The sequence below is a fragment of the Streptomyces sp. MST-110588 genome (assembly GCF_022695595.1).
Classification (GTDB): Bacteria; Actinomycetota; Actinomycetes; order Streptomycetales; family Streptomycetaceae; genus Streptomyces.
This window is the reverse complement of record NZ_CP074380.1, coordinates 7,322,165-7,340,868: the sequence shown is the minus strand read 5'-3', so window position 1 is coordinate 7,340,868 and position 18,704 is coordinate 7,322,165. Positions and strand designations below refer to the sequence as shown.

At 72.2% G+C, this 18,704-nt stretch carries 16 protein-coding genes; 4 read left to right on the top strand and 12 right to left on the bottom strand.

Annotation, left to right across the window (positions count from 1 at the left end; translation table 11 throughout):
- Window positions 1–6: 6 nt before the first annotated feature.
- The 3 genes from KGS77_RS32050 to KGS77_RS32040 form a co-directional block, all read right to left on the bottom strand.
- Window positions 7–819 carry an ABC transporter permease gene (locus KGS77_RS32050; RefSeq protein ID WP_242587812.1) on the bottom strand — a complete coding sequence of 271 codons (813 nt, stop codon included), beginning with the start codon at window positions 817–819 and terminating at the stop codon, window positions 7–9.
- A 128-nt stretch (window positions 820–947) separates the two neighbouring features.
- Window positions 948–1,916 (bottom strand): ABC transporter permease, encoded by a 969-nt coding sequence (locus tag KGS77_RS32045; RefSeq protein ID WP_242587811.1) that lies wholly within the window; start codon window positions 1,914–1,916, stop codon window positions 948–950.
- A gap of 47 nt (window positions 1,917–1,963) precedes the next feature.
- Window positions 1,964–3,562 (bottom strand): ABC transporter substrate-binding protein, encoded by a 1,599-nt coding sequence (locus tag KGS77_RS32040; protein WP_242586720.1) that lies wholly within the window; start codon window positions 3,560–3,562, stop codon window positions 1,964–1,966.
- Window positions 3,563–3,855: 293 nt separating this feature from the next.
- Here KGS77_RS32040 and KGS77_RS32035 point away from each other — a divergent pair, with 293 nt between their 5' ends.
- From KGS77_RS32035 to KGS77_RS32025, 3 genes are all read left to right on the top strand, one after another.
- Entirely contained in the window at window positions 3,856–5,160 is a 1,305-nt protein-coding gene (locus KGS77_RS32035) for an alpha/beta hydrolase (RefSeq protein ID WP_242586718.1), read from the top strand.
- A 598-nt stretch (window positions 5,161–5,758) separates the two neighbouring features.
- Window positions 5,759–6,295: a hypothetical protein gene (locus KGS77_RS32030; RefSeq protein ID WP_242586716.1), complete on the top strand. Its 537-nt coding sequence runs from the start codon at window positions 5,759–5,761 to the stop codon at window positions 6,293–6,295.
- Window positions 6,296–6,307: 12 nt separating this feature from the next.
- Window positions 6,308–6,724 (top strand): hypothetical protein, encoded by a 417-nt coding sequence (locus KGS77_RS32025; RefSeq protein ID WP_242586714.1) that lies wholly within the window; start codon window positions 6,308–6,310, stop codon window positions 6,722–6,724.
- A gap of 202 nt (window positions 6,725–6,926) precedes the next feature.
- Here the strand turns inward: KGS77_RS32025 and KGS77_RS32020 are convergent, their stop codons facing one another.
- The 5 genes from KGS77_RS32020 to KGS77_RS35120 all read right to left on the bottom strand — a co-directional run bounded on the left by KGS77_RS32020 (window position 6,927) and on the right by KGS77_RS35120 (window position 12,981).
- Window positions 6,927–7,514, bottom strand: coding sequence for a hypothetical protein (locus KGS77_RS32020; RefSeq protein WP_242586712.1), 588 nt, complete (start codon window positions 7,512–7,514; stop codon window positions 6,927–6,929).
- A complete protein-coding gene (locus KGS77_RS32015) occupies window positions 7,511–8,386 on the bottom strand; it encodes a hypothetical protein (RefSeq protein ID WP_242586710.1) in 876 nt (291 codons plus the stop codon). The genes KGS77_RS32020 and KGS77_RS32015 overlap by 4 nt, the downstream gene beginning before the upstream one ends.
- A gap of 158 nt (window positions 8,387–8,544) precedes the next feature.
- On the bottom strand, window positions 8,545–9,288 hold the full coding sequence (locus tag KGS77_RS32010) for an alpha/beta hydrolase (RefSeq protein WP_277994293.1): 744 nt from the start codon (window positions 9,286–9,288) through the stop codon (window positions 8,545–8,547).
- 781 nt (window positions 9,289–10,069) lie between these two features.
- Complete coding sequence (locus KGS77_RS32005; protein WP_242586707.1) at window positions 10,070–11,332, bottom strand: NAD(P)-binding domain-containing protein; 1,263 nt, start codon at window positions 11,330–11,332, stop codon at window positions 10,070–10,072.
- A complete protein-coding gene (locus tag KGS77_RS35120; protein ID WP_242586705.1) occupies window positions 11,317–12,981 on the bottom strand; it encodes an ATP-grasp domain-containing protein in 1,665 nt (554 codons plus the stop codon). Before KGS77_RS35120 ends, KGS77_RS32005 begins: the two co-directional genes overlap by 16 nt.
- A 286-nt stretch (window positions 12,982–13,267) precedes the next feature.
- Between KGS77_RS35120 and KGS77_RS31995 the strand changes: the two genes are divergently transcribed.
- Window positions 13,268–14,473, top strand: coding sequence for a glycosyl hydrolase (locus KGS77_RS31995; protein ID WP_242587810.1), 1,206 nt, complete (start codon window positions 13,268–13,270; stop codon window positions 14,471–14,473).
- Between the two features lie 98 nt (window positions 14,474–14,571).
- Here KGS77_RS31995 and KGS77_RS31990 read toward each other — a convergent pair whose 3' ends face one another.
- The 4 genes from KGS77_RS31990 to KGS77_RS31975 all read right to left on the bottom strand — a co-directional run bounded on the left by KGS77_RS31990 (window position 14,572) and on the right by KGS77_RS31975 (window position 18,572).
- Complete coding sequence (locus KGS77_RS31990; protein ID WP_242586703.1) at window positions 14,572–15,747, bottom strand: GNAT family N-acetyltransferase; 1,176 nt, start codon at window positions 15,745–15,747, stop codon at window positions 14,572–14,574.
- Window positions 15,744–16,421 (bottom strand): lipopolysaccharide biosynthesis protein, encoded by a 678-nt coding sequence (locus KGS77_RS31985; RefSeq protein WP_242586702.1) that lies wholly within the window; start codon window positions 16,419–16,421, stop codon window positions 15,744–15,746. The genes KGS77_RS31990 and KGS77_RS31985 overlap by 4 nt, the downstream gene beginning before the upstream one ends.
- A gap of 223 nt (window positions 16,422–16,644) precedes the next feature.
- On the bottom strand, window positions 16,645–17,838 hold the full coding sequence (locus tag KGS77_RS31980; protein WP_242586700.1) for a glycosyltransferase: 1,194 nt from the start codon (window positions 17,836–17,838) through the stop codon (window positions 16,645–16,647).
- Window positions 17,835–18,572 carry a polysaccharide deacetylase family protein gene (locus KGS77_RS31975; protein WP_242587809.1) on the bottom strand — a complete coding sequence of 246 codons (738 nt, stop codon included), beginning with the start codon at window positions 18,570–18,572 and terminating at the stop codon, window positions 17,835–17,837. Before KGS77_RS31975 ends, KGS77_RS31980 begins: the two co-directional genes overlap by 4 nt.
- Window positions 18,573–18,704: the final 132 nt, after the last annotated feature.

Genomic DNA, 18,704 nt, shown 5'->3' with positions numbered 1-18,704 from the left:
GCACGTTCACAGCATCAGCTCCGATCGGCGGCGCGGATTGATCCGCTCGCGCCAGGCCCCCGCCAGTCCCGCAATGGCGAGCGTGGGGACGATGATGAACAGACCGGGGAAGAGGGTGGGCCACCAGTCGCCCGCCAGCAGCGAACTGCGTGCGCTGTTGACCATGTTGCCCAGGCTCGCCTCATGGGCGGGCAGGCCCAGGCCCAGGAAGGACAGCGCGGATTCGTGCCAGATGGCGTGCGGCACCATCAGGACGGCCGCGAGTCCCGCCTGCGGCAGTACGGCGGGCAGGAGGTGGCGGACGGCCACCCGCCACCGTGAGGCGCCTGCGGAGATGGCCGCGTCGACGTACGGGCGCGAGCGCAGCGACAGCACTTCTGCCCGTACGATGCGCGCCGTCGACAGCCAGTGGGTCAGCGCGACCGAGATGATCACCGGCCACACGCCCGGCCGGAACATCGCCACGATGAAGATGCCCAGCAGCAGGTGGGGCACGGAGGAGAACAGGTCCACCACGCGCATCACACCGCGGTCGGCCCAGCCGCCCAGCGCCCCGGCGAGCGCGCCGACGGCCGTACCGATGACGGTGGCGGCCAGCGCCGCGACGACGCCGACGAGCAGGGAGACGCGCAGCCCGTACACGCAGCGCAGCAGCAGGTCACGGCCGACCTCGTCGGTGCCGAAGAGGTGTGCCGGGGACGGGGGCCTGAGTTTGAGGGCCAGGTCCACGGCCTGCCGGTCCAGCGGGACGAGCAGCGGCACGGTCAGGACGGCCAGGACGACGGCCGCGACCAGGGCGGCGGAGGTGCGTACGCGCAGGGTGCGGGCGCCCGCGCCGCGTGCCTTGGCCGTGGGCGGGTGCCAGGCGGTTCCGGCCGCCGGGGCGGTCTCGGCCGTTGCGGCGGTCTCGGCCTTCGGTGGGTGCCAGGCGGTCTCGGCCACGGCGGTCACAACTCCTCGTGGCTGACCCGGGGGTCGGCCAGTCCGTACAGCAGGTCCGAGAGCAGGTTGCCGGCCAGCACGGCGGCGGTGGCCAGCACCGTCAGCGCGGCCAGCAGCGGGAAGTCCACGCTGGTGGCGGCCTCGACCGTGGCGGCGGCGATGCCCGGCCAACTGAAGACGGTCTCCACCAGCAAGGCGCCGGTGATCAGTTCCGGCACCCGCGAGCCGATCAGCGTCAGCACCGGCAGCAGGCCCGAACGCAGGGCGTGCCGCAGCAGTACGGTCCGCTCGCTCAGGCCGCGGGCCCGTGCCCCGCGCACCGGGTCCTCCTCCAGTGCGTCCCCGACCCCCTGCCGTACGTACAGCACGAACCAGGGGAGCTGGGAGACGGCCAGCACCAGCGCCGGCAGCAGGACGTGCCGGGCGATCTGGCCGGCGGTGGCGACCTCGCTGCCGGTGTCGGTCAGCCCGCCGGCCGGCAGCACGCCGAGTTTGAGCGCGAACAGCCAGACGGCGAGCAGCCCGAGCCAGAAGGGGGGCGCCGCTTCCAGCGCGTACGCGACGGAGGTGACGGCGCGGTCCAGCGGCGAGCCGCGCCGGCGGGCGGCGAGCACGCCCAGCAGCGTGCCCAGGAGGACGGCCAGCACGAAGGCCAGCGCGCACAGCAGGACGGACCAGGCGATGCGTTCGCCGATGACCTGCGAGACAGGTGCGCGCAGCGTTGCCGAGTCGCCGAGGTCGCCGGTGAGCGCGCCGGTCAGCCAGTGCCACCACCGGCTGAGCAGCGGCTGGTCCACGCCGAGGTTGTGCCGGATCTGGTCCAGGCTCTCCTGGGAGGCGGTGAGCCCGGCCGTGCCCGCGTACGCCTTGACCGGGTCGAAGGGGGAGGCCGCGGCGATCGCGAACACGCCGAGGGTGACGGCGAGCAGGACGGGCACGGCGAGCAGCGCCCGCCGGACCGTCATACGGGCCATCGGCCCCCAGGGGAGGGCCGTGCGCCGGGCCGGGTGCGGGGAGGCGCTCACTTGGCCGGCTGCCAGTCCTCTACGTTCCACCAGGGGCCGGAGGCCAGGCCGTGGTCGTGCGGCTCGACCTGGGTGGTGAGGTCCTTCCACTTGTCGTTGACCACGTACAGGTGGTCGATGTGGGTGAGGAAGATGTACGCGGGGTCCTCGACCAGATCGCGCTGGACGGTCTCGTAGGCGGCCTTGCGCTCCTTGGGGTCGTCGGTGCGGCGGGCGTCCACGAGCGCCTTGTCGATCTCGCTGTTCTTGTAGCGCGACATGTTGTTGAAGCCGTCGCCCGCGACGGAGGAGTGCAGCAGCAGGTACTGGTCGAAGTCCGGGTCGGCGGGGCTTCCGCCGCCCGCCAGCACCGCGTCGTTCTTCATGTTCGGCTCGATGGCCTCCCAGGTGCCGGACTGCACCTTGGCCTCGATGCCGGCCTTCTTGGCGTCGGAGGCGAAGGCGAGCGCGTGCTCCTGACGGAGCTTGTCGCCGGAGAGGTACCACAGGGTGAAGGAGGCGCGCTGTCCGTCCTTGGCGCGGATGCCGTCCTCGCCCTTCTTCCAGCCCGCGTCGTCCAGAATGCGCTCGGCCTTCTTCAGGTCGTGGGCGCGCTCGGTGCCCTTGGCGAACCACGGGCTGTCGGTCGGTACGGGCCCGTAGGCGGGCTTGCCCGCGCCGTCCAGGATGCCGTCGACCATCGCCTTGCGGTCCACGGCGACATCCAGGGCCCGGCGGACGGCCTGGTCGCCGGTGACCTTGTTGGCGCTGGGCAGCGTGACGTTGCGGTAGTCGAAGGTCTTGGCGGTCACGGTCTTCTTGTCCTTGTCGGACTTGAAGGTCGCGGCGAGGTTGGGCGGCAGGATGGCACCGTCGAGGTCGCCGGAGCGCAGCCGGGTGGCGCGTACGTCGTCGTCCTTGATGATCGCCATGGTGAAGTTCTTCACCTTGGGGGCGCCGCCCCAGTAGGCGGGGTTGGCCTTGAAGGTGAGCTTCTCGCCCTTGGACCACTTGGTGAGGATGTACGGGCCGGTGCCGATCGGGGCAGTGGTGAAGGAACCGGTGTTGACGTCCTGCTTGCCGGCGATGTGCTGCGGCGCGATGGGCAGGACGGTGCGCTCGGCGAAGGGCGCGTAGGGGTACTTCAGGGTGAAGACGACGGTGTGCGCGTCCTTCTTCTCCACCTTCTGCACGGCGTCCAGCTCGGACTTGGAGGCGTTGTTGGTCTTCGCGTCGAGGATGGTCCGGTAGGTGAAGACCACGTCGTCGGCGGTGAAGGGCTTGCCGTCGGAGAACTTCACACCCTCGCGCAGCGTGTAGGTGTAGGTCTTGCCGTCGTCCGAGACCACGGGCAGCTTCGCCGCCAGCGCGGGCCGGAGCTTCATCGAGGCGTCGTGCGTGAGCAGCCCGTCGAAGATCTTGGAGTTGCCGTCCTTGCCGTACCCCAGCAGCGGGCTGAGGGTCTCCGGCTCGTACGCGATGCCGACGACCGCGGAGTCCTTGGCGCCCGCCGTGCCGCTCCTGCCGTCGGACGGCGTCGAGCAGGCCGCCGCCGTGATCGCGACCGTGCCCGCCAGCGCCGCCGCGGCTGCTCCCCGTATCGACCGGGCTGCCATGCCCACTCCCCTAATCAAGATCTAATGTTGTTGCGAAGCGTTGGCAATTAAACAGCATGTAATGACCGGAAGCGCGCAGTGCCCCTTCCTCAGCGGCTGTGACGCGGACTTTCGTCATGGGCTTCGGCTCGGCCTTGGCCATGGGCTCCGTCATGACTTCCCGTGACCGGCCGGAGCTGTGGCGGCGGACGGGTGATCAGGGATTGTCGGGGTCGCCGGCTCAGGGATCTGTCGGGGGTGCGTCAGCCCGCGGAGTGACGTGGCGGGCCCGGCCGGGCTCTAGCGTCCGTGTCATGAACCCAAACCGCTTCGGCGCCTTTGCGGCCTTCGCTCTCGCGCTCGCCCTGTCCGTGCCGGTCCTGGCCGGAGCCGGGACGGCGTCGGCGGCGTCCCACGACATCCGGCACACGGGCGGGTCAGCGCCCTCGCGCACTGCCACCGGCCCCGCGCCACAACCCGCGGCGGCTTCCGCGACCACCCCCCTCACCACACCAGTCACCGTGTCCGCCGCCAGGTCCGCCACTGCTTCCGGCACCGCTCCGGACGGACGGGGTGAGCGACTTGCGCTGCTCCGGCCGACCGGGCGGCACGCGGTGGGCCGGGACACCGTGCACCTCACCGACCAGCACCGCCGCGATCCGTGGGTGCCGGAAGCCGGCGCGCGGGAGCTGATGGTCTCGATGTACTACCCCGCGCGGGCCCACAGCGGCGGCCGGGCGGCCTATATGACCGAAGAGGAGGCCCGGCTGCTGCTGGAGGACCGGGAGATCACCGCGGTCTCGGCCGCCACGCTCAGCGGCACCCGCACCCATGCCCGCGCCGGCGCCACCCCCGAGCCCGGCAGGTTCCCGCTGGTGGTGCTCTCCCCTGGCTTCTCGGTCTCACGGACCACCCTCACCGGTCTCGCGGAGGACCTGGCCAGCCGCGGATACGTCGTGGCGGCGGTGGACCACGCGTACGAGTCCGTCGGTACCGCCTTCCCCGGCGGGCGGATGCTGAAGTGTGCCGCCTGCGACAAGATCGACACGGTAGGGACCGCCGCGGCGGCCCGCTGGCGGGCCACGGACCTCAGCTTCGTCCTCGACCGGCTGACCGGCCCGGCCCCGGCGTGGCGGTACGCCCACGCGATCGACCCGCGGCGGATCGGAATGGCCGGGCACTCCATGGGAGGCGCGGGTACCGCGGCGGCCATGGCCGGTGACCGCCGGGTGCGGGCCGGGGTGACCATGGACGGCCCCTTCGCGGCACCGGGACCCGCCTCCGGTCTGGACGGCCGGCCCTTCATGATGCTGGGCACCGCTTCGGACCACAGCCCCGGCAAGGACCCGGGCTGGGACCAGGGCTGGACGCGACTGGACGGCTGGAAGCGCTGGCTGACGGTCGCCGGCTCCGGGCACTTCGCCTTCACCGACCTGCCGGTCCTCGGCGCCCAGTTGGGCCTGGATGACCCCTCGGAGCCACTGCCGGGACGCCGGGCCGGAGAGATAACCCGCGCCTACGTGGGAGCCTTCTTCGACCTCCATCTGCGCGGCATACCCCAGCCGTTGCTGACGGGCCCCTCACCGTCCAACCCCGAGGTCTCCTTCCACCACCCGTAAGCGGATGAGCCGCCCGGGCCCGTGGACCGTTGATCCGGGCGACCCGACCGGTATGAACTTCCACTTTACCGACTACTGGTACCTGTGAACCGACTCTGACCTGCGGCGATTCACAGACTAAATGTCCGTGGCAGCGGGTTGAGGCCGGCGCTCTCGCTCATCCGGGTTGTCTCGCGGAACGGCCGGTAGGTTGACGGCATATCCTCAGCTCCGGGCCGGTTGGTGTGCGTGACTCCCGCTCCGGCCGCGCCGGGCCGACGATGGCCAAGGCCATCGTGGACACCTCGGACGGGCGGCACGTCACCGCCACCAGCAGGAATGAGTTCTTCTTCGCTCGGTGGCCCTCCGGCGGCAGAGCCCGTGACAGTCGATGCTCTCGACAGCTCCGGAAGGCAGAGCGGATCCGTCAATCCGCCCCGCGTTCCACACTCCTGGCAAGGCGGAGCAACTCATTCCTCACCACAACGATCGCGCCAACACCGCGCATTCACTGGCGCACCAACACAACTCCCGGCATTGTAAAGCCCGTTACACGGGGAGGGAACGCCAGTTCCCCTGCGCTCCCCCTGCCCCAACCAAGCAGGAGGAGATCCGTCTGATGAAGCGCTCTGTGCTCACGGCCTGCGCCGCTGGCGCGGTACTGGTCGTCCTGGCGGTGCCCGCCGCGGAGGCCGCCGTGTCCAAGTCCAAGCCCGCCGGCTGGGACTGCGGGTTCGACGACTGGTGCACCAAGAACACCCGCAGCGGTCCACAGGGAGCGGCCGTCTACCGATGGTTCACCGGCAGCTTCGGCGACACCCTCATACGCCAGGGCAGCTCCAAATGGGGCCTCGCCCACATCAAGCAGGGCGGCAGCTACCACAACAAGCACAACCACCCGTACAACTCCTACGCCATGAGCCTGTGGGACAAGGCCCTGAGTAACTTCTCCAAGGGTGCCTACGGCCACCGCTACAAGGGCAGCTCCACCTACACCTGGCAGTATGGTCGTGGGAACAAGAAGAAGACGATGTGCGTCATCACCGACGACCGCAACCTGAAGTACAACCATGTCGACTACGGGCTGTGGGGGATTCGCACGGCGTACTGGGTCAAAGGGCACGTAGGCTGGAAGGGCTGTGGAGGATCAGACTGACCAAGGAGTCCGATGGGGCAGTGGCAAGAGGGTGACATCGTCACCCCTCTCGACGACCCCGAGCAGGCTGACGACCCCGTCGGTGTCGTGGTGATGGTCACTGCCGACGGTGATGTGCTGGTGAACTTCCCGCTCGGAGGTGGAGGCTCATACCGGTCGGAGGACCTGGCGGCGGCCGATCGGTCCTTGCTTCTCAAAGAGTGCCTGTGGAGCGTCGGCGACGCAGTCGCGCCCGACTCGGTATACGGGCACCCCGGCGCGGTCACCGACCCCGACGACCCCGAGGGCTGGACGCCTTGCCCGGCCGAGCACACGGCCGGGCAGGTGACCGGGGTCAGCGACTGGGGATACGTCACGGTTCAGTTCCCCTGCGGCTACCAGCAGGTTTACTCACCAGAGTCCCTGCTGCCCCCGAAACAATGCCGATAAGCCACCGTCACGAAGTGGCCTGCCCCGTCGCCGCTCCATCCCCCCTCGGTGCCCCTTCAGCCGTAGCGGGATTTCTCACCGATGCTGGCTGTACTCAAGCGGTTGGAGCGCACTGCTGGCATGATCGGCAGTGCTTGGTGCAAGAGGCACTCAGGCCGGAGATTCTCCCCGGAGTCGGGAGGGGCCAGCCAGTTGTTCAGGATCAGGCCGTTGTTCCGGGGGCGGCGATGCGGGCTTCGAGGTCTGCGATGCGCCGGTCCTGAAAACGGAGGTTGGAGCGGGCGGCCTTGAGCCGCTCGTCGACATTGCGGTTGTCGGCTGTCATCTGACGGACTCGCTGTTTGAGCGTGGTGTTCTCGGTAGTGATCCGCTGGATGGATTCTTCCTTCCACTCAGCCTGCAAGTCGCGGATCCAGCCGCGAAGTTCACCGATGCGAGTGCACTGGGTGCGGATCTCGGCCTGGGAGGCTTTGAGGGCGTCTTCGGCGTTCAGTGCCCGTTCCCGCCAAGTTGCCTCGCGCTCGTCGTCCTGCTCGGCCAGTATCTGCGACCGACGTTCGCCGGCCTCGGCCATGGCGGTGGCGACTGTGGTCCTGGCCTCGGGGTTGTCGTGGAGGAAAGTGCGGGAGACATCCGCGCGGCGGGCGACGGCGGCGACGCTGACCTGGGCTTTCTCGCTCCTGCGACGGATGATGACCTCGTGGACGCGCTGGAGGGCGTTCTCGGTCTTGCGGCGGCGGGCGGCCAGGGCTGCGGCGGTGCGGGTTTCGGGGACCGTGACGGTGTTCATGCGACGTCCTGTTCGGGGGCGGTGTCCTCGGTTGTGCGCGTATCGCTGTACTCGCTGTCGTCCTGTGCGGCATCGGCGAGGTCGGTGGCGCGGAAGGCGTTGGACCACACACGGTGGAAGTAGTATTGGGGTTTGCGCAGATCCAGGGCGAGGGCGGCCCGGTTCGGATTGCCGGGCCGGTGGCAGACGTGCAGGTGAGGGGCGTGGCACTCGCCGCAAGCCGCGTTCTCCCGCAGGTGCCGGTCGACCAAGTACAGCCCGCACAGCTCACCGATCCTCAAGCCCTCGTCGGCGAGCCAGGTGACAACCAGCCGGTCCCGGGCGGCGTTCACCATCTCCAGGAGCCTCCCCCGGGCGCCGTCCGGAAGCACCTTCGGATACCGGCGGTGCGGGCCCTTCGGCGCCAGCGGGTTGGTGGGCAGCGACGACTTCACATGCCCGAGGAACGAATGTCGCCGGTCCACCCGCGACGGCAGCCGGGACTTGTCGAGCTTCTTGCCGAGCTCCCCGTTCACACCGAGGGAGGACTGGTGGAGGTAGAAGCCCTTCAGGCAAGCCGCCGCGGTCGACAGCGTGGAGTGGCCGTAGGGGCGCTTGCCGACCCGCCACGGCTCGCCGAGCGGCATGCGGACCTCGGCCCCCATCAGCCCCACGTACCGTACTACGTACCGCAGTTGGACCGCGTTGAAGGCAATGCACTCCCGCTCCAGCCGCCGCAGATGATCCACCAGTAGATACGCGTCCGTCTTCTGCGTTCCCGGGTCATCGTGGAGACGCAGGAACCGACCCGCCTCCATATGGAGGGTGTCTTCGGGCCAGGCGACAGTCCACGACCGCCGCCCGCCCTTCCGCTCGACCAGCTGGTCCCTCAAGTCCCCGACCATCACGTGCCACATCACTCGTCCTCCGTACCGACTCCGGAACATGAACGACGTCCCGGTCCCGGTCGGTGAACGAGCCCATGACGCCCATGTCACAGGCACAGGCGGACATCACGGGCGGCACTACCTGCGGTCGGTAAATCCGCGGCTCAGCGGGGCTCGGACAGAAAGGTGGTGACCGCGGTGGCGAACTGCTCCCGAGCATCGTGGTGCACGACATGACCAGCGGCCAGCTCGACCAGGCGCGCCCGGCCGCCACGGCGGGCGACCATGCCACGGGCGCGGTCGGACGTCAGCTCGTGGCTGCGTGTTCCACGGATCAGCAGGGTGGGGCAGGACACCGCTGTCCGGTCCTCCCAGTGATCGTCACTGAGCGCCTTGTGGGATGCCACGGTGTCGTCGATGCCGAACGAGAAACCCCAGCCCCGGCCCTCGTCCCGGAAGGAGCATGCCAGGTAGGGCGCCGTTGTCCCCAAAGCCGCGACCAGCGCCTCCCGGGACGGCGCGTCGGCCGGAAGCCCCAGGGTGAAGGACCGGTCGGAATCGACGACCGCGCCGATGTCCTCCACGATCAGCGAGCTGACCTTGTCCGGGGGCCGAGCGGCGAACTGACAGGCGTTCACCCCGCCCAGCGAGTGCCCCGGCACCGGCACCGGCCCGACTCCCAGATGCTGGTGAAAGGCGACCATGTCGGCCAAGTAGTCCTCCCGCTCGTAACTGCGGGCACGATCGGACTCTCCATGACCGCGCTGATCGAGCGCGATCACCCGCCACCGCGGCACCAGCGCCTCGGCGAGCGCCCCGAACGCCGACGCCTCGTTCTCGTTGTAGTGCCCGTGCAGGGCCACCAACGGGCTCCTCGGCCCGCGCTCACGGACTTCGCCGTGGTGCACCGCGCCCGCGACCGCATCAGCGGTGCAGCCGGTACGGCGGATCCCGGCGCCGCAGCGGAGGAAGGGCGTGAACTCCTCCCAGGAGTTCTCCCACCGTTACACGGTCGCCGGATACTTCGCGCCCCGGGTGAACGAGTCCGATGCCGGCGCCGACCGCGACCAGGGCGAAGGGCCAACTCGGGACCGGCTCCGCTTCGCCCACGCCCGGCTCGGGCATCTGTTCCGCTCCCTGCCCCAGCAGCCGGCCCCCACCCAGCGACTCAGCACCGCCGGGCCACCTATCGGCCAGGTGGTTGAGGCACCGGCCCGGCAGGTGTCCGCCTGGCACGACGGCCTGTGGCTGATCGACTCCGCCTCCCGGGGCGGACCGACCACCAGGATTCACCTGCTGGCCGATGACCGGGCCCGACCGCTGACCTGGCGGACCACCCCAGGCCGGCGAGCCGACAGCCCCCTGCTCATCCTCGTCCTGACGGACCTGAAGCTCCGACGGCACGGGCCCGGGCCGCCCGCGCAGCCGCCCGGCCCGCCCGGGCCCGGGCCGCCGGCTCGTCGATCGATCGCTGGTCCGTGTCCGTCGTCTTTGGCCCGCTGGTGTTCTCACTTCTCACGGTCATCAGCCATCAGCGTCATGTGTCTGCCGGGGAGTTGTGCCGATCCTTTTGCTGTCCCCTGTCGCCCTCTCCGATGCCGGGGACAGCCCTCGCTCAAGACGAGATCACACCTTTCGGCAGGTATGGGAATCGGCCGGGCGGTGGGGTGGCGGGGCGGGTTCCACAGGTTATGAGAGGGATTCGGTTCGGTCGCGTTCGTCGGTGGGGGTGGGGTGGGGGATGTGTTCCGGCCGGTGGGCGCGCAGACGGCGGCGGACGCCGTCCACCAGGCGTGCGGCGGTGAATGTGGCTCCGTACACGAAGCGCATCGAGGGGCCGAAGGAGGGGGCCGTGAGCAGGCCGGCGAAGAACAGGCCGGGGAAGGAGGATTCGAAGCGCGCGGACAGGCTGGGCGCGCCGCTGCCGCCGATCCGGCGCAGGGGGTCGCGCACCGAGCGGTCCAGCAGTTGGAGGCGGTTGAGGTCGCAGGTGAAGCCGGTGGCGGCGACGACGTGGTCGGTTTCGATGGTGTGGGCGCCGCCGTCCGCGGTGTCCAGCGCCAGCCGGACCCGCTCCCCCGCCGCGGTGGCGGTGGCCAGGCGGGTGGCCAGCAGCACCGGCACGGCCCGCTCGAAGCGGTCGCGCAGCCACCAGGCACCGGCCGGGCCCAGTGCCGTACGGGCGATGTGTACGCGGGCCGCCGCGGGCAGCCGGCGGACCGCGCCGGGCGCCTGTGACCAGACCCAGCTCGGCCACCCGGTGCCCAGGCCGCTGTGCGGGTCGCGTACGGACGCGAGCAGGCCGCGCTTGAGCGGCTGGGGCGGGGCGTTCCAGTTGATCCGGTCGGCGCGCGCCACGACACGGGCTCGGGCGCCCTCCTCGGCCAGCAGCGCCGCGGTCTCCAGCGCGGCCTGGCCGGCACCGATCACGGTCACGTCCTTGCCCTTGAACCGGGAGAGGTCGCGGTGGTGGCTGCTGTGGCTGGTCAGTTCGGGCGGCAGGCCGAGCAGCGGCTCCGGCTGGTGCACGAAGGGCATCACACCGACCGCCAGGGCGACCGTGCGGGCCCACAGGGTCTCGCCCTCGGCCGTCTCCAGCCGGAATCCGTCCGAGTGCGGGGCGAGGGAGGTGACGGTCTGCTCGTCGGCGGCGGGGGCCGCGTGCGCCCCGAACCACTGACCGTACGCGGTGAACGTCCCGATCGGCAGCGGACGGCCGTGTTCGACCGTGATGCCGCGGCCGGCGCAGTAGGCGGCCAGCGTGTGGGTGCCGGCCGGGTCGGAGAGATTGGAGGACCAGGGCTCGGACTTCAGGAACATGCCTTGGGGCATGTGATCGCGCCACGATGCCATCGGCCGGCCCAGGACGCGCACGTCCAGCCCCGCCGCTGCCGCGTGCGAGGCGATGGAGAGTCCGTATGGGCCGGCACCCACCACTAGGAGGTCGTACATGCGTTTCCTTCTTTCTGGTCGCTGTGCGCCGTGGACCGGGGGCCGCAGGTGGGCGGCGGCGGGGCCTTGCGGCCGGCGGGTTCCGCGCCGGCACCGTCCGGGCGGGGCGAGGGCTGGACGGTCCCGGTGGGCCGTCGTGGCCCCAACCGTGGCTTCGCCGCCGGGAACAGCCGGTGCCACGCCTTGTGCACGCAGCGCGCCAGCCAGGCCGCGGCCATGGCGAGGAAGGGCAGCGGGTCGTCGAGGGCGAACCAGGCGTATTCCACGTCCCGCCGGACGCGTCGGCGCGCAGGACCGGGCGAAAGGGACTCGGACGGCACGGTGGCGGGTGGGGTGGCGGCAGGTGCCGCGGCGTCGGGCGGCCCGGCATCGGAGGGGGTGGTGCGCGGTGACCCGGCGGCGGGTGACGCGGCGTGGGGCGGTGGGACGGCAGGTGACACGGCGCAGGACGGCACCTCATCCGGCGGCGCGGCCTCGGACGGCGCGACCTCGGGTGGCGCGGCCACGGGTGGCGCGGCCACGGCCGGCTTGGCGGCGGGGGTGGGCGGGGAGGAGGAGGCCGGGAGTACGTATGGGGGGCGGCGTCCGGCGGGGGTCTTGGACAGCAGGGTGGACAGCAGGGCGTAGTTCTCCGCGACGAAGACCCGGCCCGGGGCGGAGCGCGGCTCGGGAACGCCGCGCCCGGTCAGGTGGAGGTGCTGTGCGCGCACCACGTCCAGGCCGTCGGCGTCGGTGAACAGCCGGAACTGGGCTCCGGGCCGCGGGTTGAAGTCCAGGAGGTGGTAGCGGCCGGTGTCCGCGTCGAAGCGGAAGTCCAGGTCGAGGATGCCGCGGTAGTCCACCCGTGCGGCGATCCGGGACGCCGCCTCCTCCACCTCGGGGTTGGGCAGCCAGGTGCCGACCGCCGTCAGGCCCGTACGCAGCGGCCAGGAGCGTTCCTTGCGGCCGGCACCGCCCATCAGGAAGGTGCCGTGGCCCGCGGTGTAGCCGTGGAAGAACCAGTCCGTCCCCTGGCCGCCCGGCAGATGCCGCTGCAGCAGCAGTTCGCTGCCGGCGCGGGCACTGTGGCCGTAGAGCGTGCGGGCCTCCTCCGGCGTGCGGACCAGGGCGGTGCTGCGCAGCCCGGGGGGCAGCACCCATGGGCGGCTCCATTTCGCGACGACCGGGAAGCCGAGTTCCGCGGCCTTCCCGGCGGCTTCTGCCGCGCTGCCGGGGGCCACGGTCCGGGGGTGCGGGACCTCCAACCCCGAGCAGATGCGGGCGAGTTCGGCCTTGTCGGCGACGCGGCCCGGCAGAGACGGCGCCACGGACGGCAGCAGGAACCGCCGGGCGAGCCGGCCGGAGAGGGCGGCGACGCTGATCGCGCTGCGGTCGTCCAGCGGGATCAGGACGGCGCGCCGGCCGATCCGTTCGGAGACCCGGCACAGGGTGGTGAGGATGTCGGCGTCCGAAGCGCCCCGGGGCGGCGGGGGGTGGGCCCGGTGCAGATAGCGGGACCGGCCCGCCGGGCCGCCGGCCGCGTCCACGACGGCGTGCACCTCGATCCCCGTACGGCCGAGCGATCTGAGAGCCCCCAGGGTCCCGTGGTGGAACGGGTTGGGGTCGAGCCGGAGCAGCAGGGCCGGGACGTCGGTGTCGAATGAATTCAAGGGTCCTGTCCTTGCGTATCGGTGGGCACGAATGGAGATGAATTCCCTAATGGACTATCAGAAGTCACCCCGGCTGGCCGTTCGGGAGATCTTTTAAGGAGCGCCGTGCCGACTCACATGGTCGCGGGAACACCCCAGGAGGATGATTCTCATGAGGTCCCATAAACGTCGGCGGTGGGTGGCGGCTCTGTGCGGAGTCCTCACCATCGGTCTGGCCACTTCCTGTACGGATCCCGCCCCGCGGAGCCCGCTGCGGGGCGCGGTGACCGACGAGCAGAATCCCCGTATGGCGCCGGCCCTGCGAGTGGGCGCGTTCCTCGGGTCCGGCGCCGAGGGGGTGGCGCGTACGGAAGCGCTCAAATACTGGCTCGGCGGTACGGACGTACGGGTCGGTCACACGTATCTGGCGGGCGACAAGTGGTCGAGCATCGAGGGGCCGCCGGAATTCCTCAAGCCCTGGGTGAAGTGGCGGCGGGCCGATCCGGACCGGCTCCTGGTGCTCAACGTGCCCATGCAGGAACGCAACGAGCAGGCGGTGCCGGACCCCGCGGTGCGGGCGCTGCTGCGCGCGGGGTCCTCCGGGCACTTCGACGGGCACTTCCGGCGGCTGGCCGAGCGCCTGGTGCGGTCGGGGGTGCCGGACACCGTTCTCGTGCTCGGCTGGGAGATGAACGGCGCGACGTACACCCATCGTTGTGCTCCGGACCCCGAGGCGTGGAAGGCGTACTGGCGGCACATCGTCACCGCCATGCGCGCGGTGCCCGGCCAGAAATTCAAGTTCGACTTCGCTCCGAACCGGGGCCGGGACGCCATTGCCTGGACGGACTGTTACCCGGGCGACGACGTGGTCGATGTCATCGGAATGGATTCCTACGACCAGCCGCGCGGCCATACGTTCGACAATCAGGTGAAGGAGCCGTACGGCCTCCAGGCGCATGCCGACTTCGCCGCGGCCCGCAAGAAGCCGGTCTCTTATCCGGAATGGGGACTGTTCCGCAACGGTGACAATCCCGAGTACGTACGGCAGATGCTCGACTGGATGGGGCGGCATCAGCCGATGTACCAGACGGTCACGGACTACTGTCCGCACGGGGTGTGGCAGTGCACGGCCAATCCGAGGTCCTCGAAGGCTTTTCGCGCGGCTTTCTTCGCGCACTCGCAGCAGACACCGGCCCCGTCGCCCACCCCGTCCCTGACCGTCGCCCCGCCGCCCTCCCCGTCCGCACCGGTCCAGTCCGCCGCCACCCCACCCTCCCCAACGGCCCCGGCCGTCCCGCCGACCGGCGCCACGGCCCTGTGCCCGTGTCCGTCCACCGGATCCGCCACGGCTGCCCCGGCCGTACCGACCGTCGCCGGCACCCCGGCCGCGGCGGTCACTCCCACGGGTACGGTCACTCCCACGGGTACGGTCGCTCCCACAGGCCCGGTTGTCCCCGTCGTCCCAGCCGCCTTCGTCGCATCTGTTGCCCCTGCCGTCACCGGTGCCATATGACCAGAAGGGCCCGGTGAGCCGGCCGGCGAGCCGATGGCTGGGGCGGTGGCCGTGGCAGCCGCGGTCGCAGGGGCACCGGCAAGGGGGCGCGGTGGCTCTCATACGGCCGTGCCCCGCGTCGGCCGCCCGTTCAGGCGGGTGAGCCACTTCTGTGCCGTGGGCGCGTGGGCGCGTACCGCGTCGGCGGCCAGCGCGCGGCCGGCCACCTGCGCCGCGTGCAGGCTCAGCAGGGGCGCCAGCTCCCGGCGGGCCAGCAGGATGCGCTGATGGGCCACCTCCGTCGGCTGCCAGCGCATCTTGTACGGCTCGGTGCCGCGCAGCAGGCTCAGCGTGCGCGGGCCGGCCGCGGCGTGCCGGGCGTTGCGCCGGAGCAGCAGCGTGGCGATGTCCACCTTGCGCGCCCGCAGTTCGGGGTGGGCTCCGTAGAGGTAGCCGCAGACCAGGCCGCGGGAGATGAAGGCGATGTCCGCGGCCATCACGTCCGGGCCCAGACGGTATTCGGTCAGTACGGCCTCACCCGCGCGGACCATGCCCTGGGCCGCCCGCTGGAGGTGGGCGCGAAAGCGCGGACGGAGGTGCTCGGGGGTCACGCCGCGCCCGCGCCACTGGAGTTCGTGCAGGTGCAGCAGGGTGCGTACGGCCGCGGGGACCTCGTGCTCGCCGACGGTGTGCTCGTGGATCCCCAGGGTGTCGATCCGGCGCAGCTTGCCGCGGGTGCGCTTGGCGCTGGCGGTGGCCAGCCGCCGCAGCAGGTCCTCCATCGGTACGCCGGGCAGCTCCAGGGACACCGAGTCCGGCAGTGTGCGGCGCGGCCCCCGCCAGGCGTCGTACAGGCGCTCGGCCGCCCCGCCGGGCCGTACTTCCCGCAGGTCGACGACGGCCCCGCGGGCCACCGACCGCAGCCCGTGGGCGAGTGCGTGGGCGGCCTGCGGGCAGTCCTCAGCCAGCAGCACGTCGCCGAAGTCGGAGATGCCCCCGCCCAGCGGGACCAGCGTGGGCAGCGGCCGACGGGTGAGCATCAGGGGCGCGGCGGCGACCAGTTCATCGCCGCCCCGGTGGACCAGGACGATCCGCAGCCGCCCCGGTCTGCCGTACGACAGCCACCAGGAGTGCAGCCAGGTGTGGCTCTGGAAGGGGGTGGCCGCGGGGCTGCGGCGGCGCAGCTCCTCCCACGGCGCGGCCAGGGCGGCGAACCGTTCGGGGTCCTGGCACAGCGTGGCGGTCAGCCGGGCCGTGGGGGTGGCCGGTGGGGCCGCGGCCGTGCGGAGGGTCATCGCGCCGCCTGCACCTGCTCGGTGCCTTCGTGGGGTGCCGATGCGGCCGTGGCGGGAGCCTGGTGGTGGGATGTGGTGGCGCTGCCCGTCGTCGCGTTGGGGGCCGCAGGGGTGGTGCCGGATGTCTCGCGGGGAGCGGCGGCGGCGTGGCCGGGCGTCCCGTGGTGGGCCGTCGCCAGGACGGGTGCGCCCAGGAGGTAGGGCTGCCGCCGCTGCGGGCGGGCGAGCAGGACCAGTGCGCCGATCAGTCCGCCCGCGCACCCGCCCACGCCCACGGCGATGCCCGGGGACGGCGAGACCGGTTCCACCGGCGCCAGGGCCCGGAACAGGACGCCCGGCTTGGCGCCGGTCTTGGTGGTGGACTCCTCGACGGTGCGTACCAGCGCCTGGGCCACGGCGTTGGAGATGTCGGCGGCCTGCTGGCGGCGGGCCGAGGTGCCGGTGATCTCGATCATCGGGGCGTCGGGCGAGGTGTCGGCCCGTACGGCGGTGCGCAGTTCGGCGACGCCCAGGGCCGTCCCGCGCCGGGCCCTGACCAGGACGGCGGGGTCGGTGGCGATCCGTCCGTAGGCCTGCGCGTAGCCGAGCGCGGAGGCCGGGTCGGTCTTTTTCCCCGGGGTCACCGCCACGAAGCTGGTGGCCGTGTACTGCTGCGGGGCGACCGCCGCGTACACGCCGCCGGCGGCGGCGCCCAGGGCCAGGCACAGGGGCAGCGGCCACCAGGAGGGCAGACGGCGCAGCCCACCGGTACGGCGGCGCGGGGCGCCGGGCCCGCGCCGTCACCCGGCGCACTGTCACCCGGCGTGCCGGGGTCCGGGGTTGTGGGGTCCGGCGTACCGGCGTCCGGTGGCGGGTCGTCGTGCCGGGCGGTCCGGGCGGTCTGGGGCATGGCGGGACTCATCTCTTGTTCAGGGTCAGGTCCGTGGTCACGGGCCGCGGTGTGGAGGGGAGGCGGACCTTGGGCGGCGCGGGCGGCAGGCCGGCGAGTTCGCGGTAGAGGGCCATCACGCGCTGCGCGCCACGGGCGACGTCGTAGTGGTGTACGGCCGGGGGAACCGGCAGCCGGGCAGGTCCGGCGACCCGCAGCGCGCGCAGCGCGGTGGTGGTCTCCTCGGTGCCGGGGCGGATCCGGCGGGCTCCCGGCGCGTACTCCGGGGGCAGGCCCTCCAGCGCCGGGCAGGCGGCGTACAGCGCCGGCAGCCCGGCCGCGAGCGCCTCCAGGACGGTCAGCCCGAAGGTCTCTTCGGCGGACGCCGAGACGAAGACGTCCGCGGCGGACAGCACGTCGGCGATGCCCGTCCCGCCCGCCGGGACGGGTGCCACGGCGCCGTGGCACTCCCCCAGCAGGTGCACCCGGTCCGCCACGCCCAGGGCCGCGGCGCGGGCGCGCAGGGCCACCCGCCCGGGTCCGTCCCCGGCGAGCAGCAGATGGGCGTCGGGCAGGGCGGCCACCGCGTGCAGCAGGGCCGGGAAGTCCTTGCCCGGTACGAGCCGTCCGGCGCCGGCGACCACGAAGGCGTCGGCAGGCAGGGCGAGCCGGGTGCGCAGGGCCGCGCGTGCCTGGGGGCGGAAGGACAGCCGGTGCGCGTCGACGCCGTTGGGCACGACGTGCAGGCGCGCGGGGGGCACGCCCCAGGCCCGCAGCCGCCTGGCGACCGTCTCGGAGACGGCGATCGTGGCGGACCCCAGGCGTTCGGTGGCGAGGTAGAGGGCGCGGGTTCCCCGGGTGAGGGGCCGGCCTTCCATCTGGCGCACGCCCAGGGAGTGTTCGGTGGCGACCACGGCCCGTACGCCGGCCAGCCGCGCGGCCGTCCGCCCGTACACGCAGGCCCGGTACAGATGGGTGTGCACCACGTCGTAGGAGCCGTCCCGGATCAGTTGCACCAGGCGGGGCAGCACCGTCAGGTCGCGGTTGCCGGCCATGCCCAGGCAGGTGACGCGCACGCCGTCCGCACGCAGCCCGGCGGCGACCGTGCCGTCCTCGGTGAGGGTGATGACGTCGCAGGTCGCGGGCAGGTGCCGGAGCAGCAGGCGCAGTTGCTGCTCGGCCCCGCCGACGCCCAGTCCGGTGATGATGTGCGCCACCCTCATTGCGCGTCGCCTCCCGTCGCCGGGCCCGGGAGGCGGGCGGGGTAGGGCTCCTGGGGCAGGGGGCGGCGGCGCAGCGGGTGCAGTGTCCGCTTCAGGTGCAGCCGCAGCCAGTGGTCCGAGGATCCGATGTGGACGCGGGGCAGGGCGTGCAGGGCGGTGAGCGGGCCTGGGTCGATGGCGCAGCCGTACCCGTATCCGGCTGCCCGGACCGCCTCGACGGCGCGCGTGTCCAGCAGGCCGTACGGGTAGCAGAAGCCCTGCGGCGCGCTGCCGGTGAGGTCGGCGAGCCGGGCCCGGCTGCCGGCCACCTCGGCCGTGAGCGTGGCGTCGTCGACGAGGGTCAGGTCGGTGTGCAGCATGCCGTGGGAGCCGATCTCCATGCCGGCCCGGGACACCTCACGGATGCCGTCGGCGTCCAGCAGCGGCTTGCGCGGGCCCTCGCGGTCCCAGGCGTTGTCGCCGCCGAGCCGGCCGGGCAGGACGAAGACGGTGGCGGTGCACGCGTGCCGGTGCAGCAGCGGCAGGGCGTACTCCAGGAAGTCGGTGTAGCCGTCGTCGAAGGTCAGCCCGACCAGGCCGGTGGCCCGGCCGCGGGCGCCGGCCAGGAGGAGTTCGCCGACGCTCACCCCGGTCAGTCCCCGGTTGCGCAGCCAGCGCAGTTGCCGGTCGAGCCGGTCGGGGGTCACCGTGATCCGGTACGGGTCCTCGGTGCACGGGGAGACCGAGTGGTACATCAGGACCCAGGGCGGCCGGCGCGCGGCGAGACCGGAGGGCACGGGGCGGGCGACGGGCGCGGCCAGGACGCCGTCGACGGCGGCGGGCCGGGGCCCGGCCGTGCCCGGGACGGGGATCACGGGGGCCGCGGT

Excerpts from the sequence above, each read along its gene's own strand:
- KGS77_RS31980 (WP_242586700.1), bottom strand. The coding sequence starts at position 17,838 with ATGAGGGTGGCGCACATCATCACCGGACTGGGCGTCGGCGGGGCCGAG.
- KGS77_RS31975 (WP_242587809.1), bottom strand. The coding sequence starts at position 18,572 with ATGTACCACTCGGTCTCCCCGTGCACCGAGGACCCGTACCGGATCACG.
- KGS77_RS31995 (WP_242587810.1), top strand. The coding sequence starts at position 13,268 with ATGGCGCCGGCCCTGCGAGTGGGCGCGTTCCTCGGGTCCGGCGCCGAG.
- KGS77_RS32025 (WP_242586714.1), top strand. The coding sequence starts at position 6,308 with ATGGGGCAGTGGCAAGAGGGTGACATCGTCACCCCTCTCGACGACCCC.
- KGS77_RS32030 (WP_242586716.1), top strand. The coding sequence starts at position 5,759 with ATGAAGCGCTCTGTGCTCACGGCCTGCGCCGCTGGCGCGGTACTGGTC.
- KGS77_RS32045 (WP_242587811.1), bottom strand. The coding sequence starts at position 1,916 with ATGGCCCGTATGACGGTCCGGCGGGCGCTGCTCGCCGTGCCCGTCCTG.
- KGS77_RS32005 (WP_242586707.1), bottom strand. The coding sequence starts at position 11,332 with ATGTACGACCTCCTAGTGGTGGGTGCCGGCCCATACGGACTCTCCATC.
- KGS77_RS32035 (WP_242586718.1), top strand. The coding sequence starts at position 3,856 with ATGAACCCAAACCGCTTCGGCGCCTTTGCGGCCTTCGCTCTCGCGCTC.
- KGS77_RS31990 (WP_242586703.1), bottom strand. The coding sequence starts at position 15,747 with ATGACCCTCCGCACGGCCGCGGCCCCACCGGCCACCCCCACGGCCCGG.
- KGS77_RS32040 (WP_242586720.1), bottom strand. The coding sequence starts at position 3,562 with ATGGCAGCCCGGTCGATACGGGGAGCAGCCGCGGCGGCGCTGGCGGGC.
- KGS77_RS32020 (WP_242586712.1), bottom strand. The coding sequence starts at position 7,514 with ATGAACACCGTCACGGTCCCCGAAACCCGCACCGCCGCAGCCCTGGCC.